Consider the following 3,053-nt stretch of genomic DNA (forward strand, 5'->3'; position numbering starts at 1 on the left):
TAAATCCGAGTGTGCCTTCTGCCACATCGCGAGCGCCAAGAAAGACGACGTCTGGACCCAATTCTATCCGCTGCTGGATAAGTGATGGCGTTGGATTCGGGCGCGCCTCATTCGCCTAAGAGGCGCTGCCATGAAGATGTTCGGCTCCGGGATCTTTGCCGTGACTGCGTCACAGCCTTCATCACCTGAGTCGACGTCACGAAGACCCAAGACGCCCAGTGCCTCGCTGATGAGAATGGAAATATGCATGTACTCGCAAGCTATTTCCGGACCCGTCGGTAGCTGGCACTGGGCGATGGTGACCGATGGGCGCTAAACGCAAACGGGCTCCCTATCGTCTACGTATCGTCAGGAGCGGTCGATGCTTCCAGAAGACCAGGCAGTTCCCGCGGCACATCAAGGGGTGGCTAAGAATATCCTTGTCGTCCCGATGTGGTTCAAAATTCCCTCTAAATGGCCAGCATCCGCCATTCGCCCGGACTGTCTTTGCAACGCGCGGCCTTGTGCAATCCTGCGGGAATTTTCTTTTCACCGGGCGTTCAACGGCTGCCCTAGGTAGATCTGGAGATTTTGATATGAAAATCGATACGAAAAAGGTTGATGAGGCGACGCTGCGTGAGGTCTGGGCCATCAGTGAGTTTGCTCGTCGGCATCGCCTTGACCGTTTGGAGGAGGAGCGGCTCCGGAAATTGTTCGGGGATTTCGCTTCCAGTCATGAGTTGCTCATGAATGCACAAAGACCTCCGCGGTTCCGATAGGCAAGACCGACCGCCCATCGCCTCGGATTGGATCTACGTCCGGGGATATCCACCTCGAAACATAAACCGTGCCCGCAAGCGGCACCAACGTTGGAGAATTACATGGCTCGATCACGATCGTCGAATCTGATTTCTATCGCACTCATGCTGCTTTTCTTCGGGGCTCTCGGAGTAGGCGCGCGCGCTTCGGACCTCGTAGGTCATGTCTACATGCAGACCAATGAGACCCAGAACCGCATCATGCACTTCGGTCGCAACGCGGACGGGCAACTCGAACTAGTCGATAGTATCCCTACCGGGGGCGCTGGCTCGGGCGTCTTCAAGCCGATCAGCGGTCAGGAGAGCGCGCCCAACGCATTCGAGGGTGCTGGTAGTGTGATCCTGGCCGAATCCAACACCCTGCTGTTTGCGACGAACGGCGGCGACAATAGCGTGACGAGCTTCCGAGTGAGTCCGGACGGCAAGCTCACTATGATCGATCGGCAATCGACTGGCGAACCCGTAACCGGGCGCACCGGAACGGCGAAGTCGCTCGCCTATCGCCCCCAAAGCCGAACACTATATGTACTCCATGCCTTCGGCCCTAACCACCTCCGCTCTTACGCGGTCGCCAAGGACGGCAAGCTGAAGCTGCGCCCGGAGCATCATTCGGTAAACACCGCGACAAAGACCGATCGTGTGTCGACACAAGCGGTTCTGTCGCCCGACGGCCGCTTCCTGCTGGTCGACATCCTCTTCGACGCTCGTCCAGCCGCCAATCCGGACGGGTCACCAAATCTGGTCGTGGCGAACGCCCCCGACCCAGACGGCCTGGTGATATTCCCGGTGCGCGACGACGGCACGCTCGACGAGGCTTCGTTTGCCGATGCCGGCGGCGGCGGGCCATTCTACATCGCCTTCCTACACCAGAGCCGTGATACCTTCCTGAACGGTGTCGCGGTAGGGGACGGCGTGCTGGTGAGCCGCATTGATGGCAAGGGTCGCGTGACCAATGGCCCGCTGACCCCGATCGACACCTCGCTCGGGAAGCCGTCCGAGCTCTGCTGGCTGCAGGTGACCTCTGACAACTCGCTGGTGCTCGCGACCAATTTCGGTTACGGAACGGTCTCAACCTACCGGCTCGTAGACGGCAGATTGAGCCTTCTCCAGGACCCCGCCAACAATGCGATACCCGGCGACGGTACCTTCCGCGCCGTGAACGGGCTCGTCAGCAGCGGACCTAGCGACAGCTGGCTGGCTCCCGACGACCGGTACTTCTACCAGATCTTTGGAAATGCATCTGTGCTTGTCAGCTACCGCCTCGACAAGACTAGCGGCCGATTGACAGAGATTGGTCGAAGCCCGATTCCCTACAACAGCCCCCAGGGCCTTGCGGGATTCTAGGCGTCTACCGGCGGAGCGCGATCGACCAGGCAAGATCCAGCTACTCCCACTGTGATCAGGTCCGGCGGACGCGCTCCCGTCACCATCGCGACTTTGCCACGCAAATCAATCAATCGCGAGTTTTACAAAGACGCCACGATGCGTTGAAGGCGGAGGGGCGGTACCGTGTGTTCGTTGAACTGGAGCGCTGCGTCGGCGAGTTCGAACGTGCACTGGAAGATGGTCTCGGGTCCGACGTGACGGTCTAGTTGCTTCAACGACTATCTCGGCATGGCAGCATCCAGCTAGATTGATGGTAATGGAGCAATCAATCGGGGACAGCGGCGCCGACGCCGGCGGGACCTGTAACATCTTCGGCACCACACACCAGTACGTCCTACTGGAGGACGCTCTCGCCGATCTGCATGGGACGCAAGCCGCGTTGATCTTCACGTCGGGCTGTGTCGCGAACGAAACAGAGTTAGCGATGGTTGGCTGTGAGATGCCTTCGGCTGCATCCATCGTACGGTGGGCTTGGGTACGGCGCGTGTACAAAACAGTGGAGCTTATCGAGGACCTCTTGGGAGTAGGGATTGGGTATGGCGACGGTCTCGGGATCGCCACGCCGGTCGAGTACTGAAAGATCGCGCTACTTGCCTGGTTTACGGATGGCAGTGAGGACGGTTGCAGCCGTATTCCCCGTTGCTATGGTAACGATGCATACCGGCTATTGGAAAACTCCACCCCGCGCTGCGACAACTGAGCCCCTCGTTGCAGATCTCATCGAGTGACGCCGAGGGCAGCCTGTGACGGATAACATTCAATGTCGTGGAGAAGAGTATGCGTATTACCCTACTGATCGCGGGAGCGGTTTGCAGCGCGGTTGCTGTAACAACCGCATTCGCCCAGTCCGAGTCCAATAACGGCGGCGCG

Annotated in this window: 3 protein-coding genes; all 3 read left to right on the forward strand. The window is 59.1% G+C overall.

All coding sequences use genetic code 11. From position 1 onward, the window contains the following. Positions 1 to 575: 575 nt before the first annotated feature. The 3 genes from ACSQ9D_RS34425 (at position 576) to ACSQ9D_RS34435 (ending at position 2,760) form a co-directional block, all read left to right on the forward strand. Entirely contained in the window at positions 576 to 758 is a 183-nt protein-coding gene (locus ACSQ9D_RS34425; protein ID WP_436286232.1) for a hypothetical protein, read from the forward strand. 102 nt (positions 759 to 860) lie between these two features. After that, positions 861 to 2,141, forward strand: coding sequence for a lactonase family protein (locus tag ACSQ9D_RS34430; RefSeq protein ID WP_436286233.1), 1,281 nt, complete (start codon positions 861 to 863; stop codon positions 2,139 to 2,141). Positions 2,142 to 2,439: 298 nt separating this feature from the next. Then, complete coding sequence (locus ACSQ9D_RS34435; protein ID WP_436286234.1) at positions 2,440 to 2,760, forward strand: aminotransferase class I/II-fold pyridoxal phosphate-dependent enzyme; 321 nt, start codon at positions 2,440 to 2,442, stop codon at positions 2,758 to 2,760. Positions 2,761 to 3,053 lie beyond the last annotated feature (293 nt).

The organism is Rhizobium sp. LjRoot258, assembly GCF_964254185.1.
Lineage (GTDB): Bacteria > Pseudomonadota > Alphaproteobacteria > Rhizobiales > Rhizobiaceae > Rhizobium.

Bases quoted from the DNA above. Each gene is read 5' to 3' on its own strand.
- ACSQ9D_RS34435 (WP_436286234.1), top strand. From the start codon at position 2,440: ATGGAGCAATCAATCGGGGACAGCGGCGCCGACGCCGGCGGGACCTGT.
- ACSQ9D_RS34430 (WP_436286233.1), top strand. From the start codon at position 861: ATGGCTCGATCACGATCGTCGAATCTGATTTCTATCGCACTCATGCTG.
- ACSQ9D_RS34425 (WP_436286232.1), top strand. From the start codon at position 576: ATGAAAATCGATACGAAAAAGGTTGATGAGGCGACGCTGCGTGAGGTC.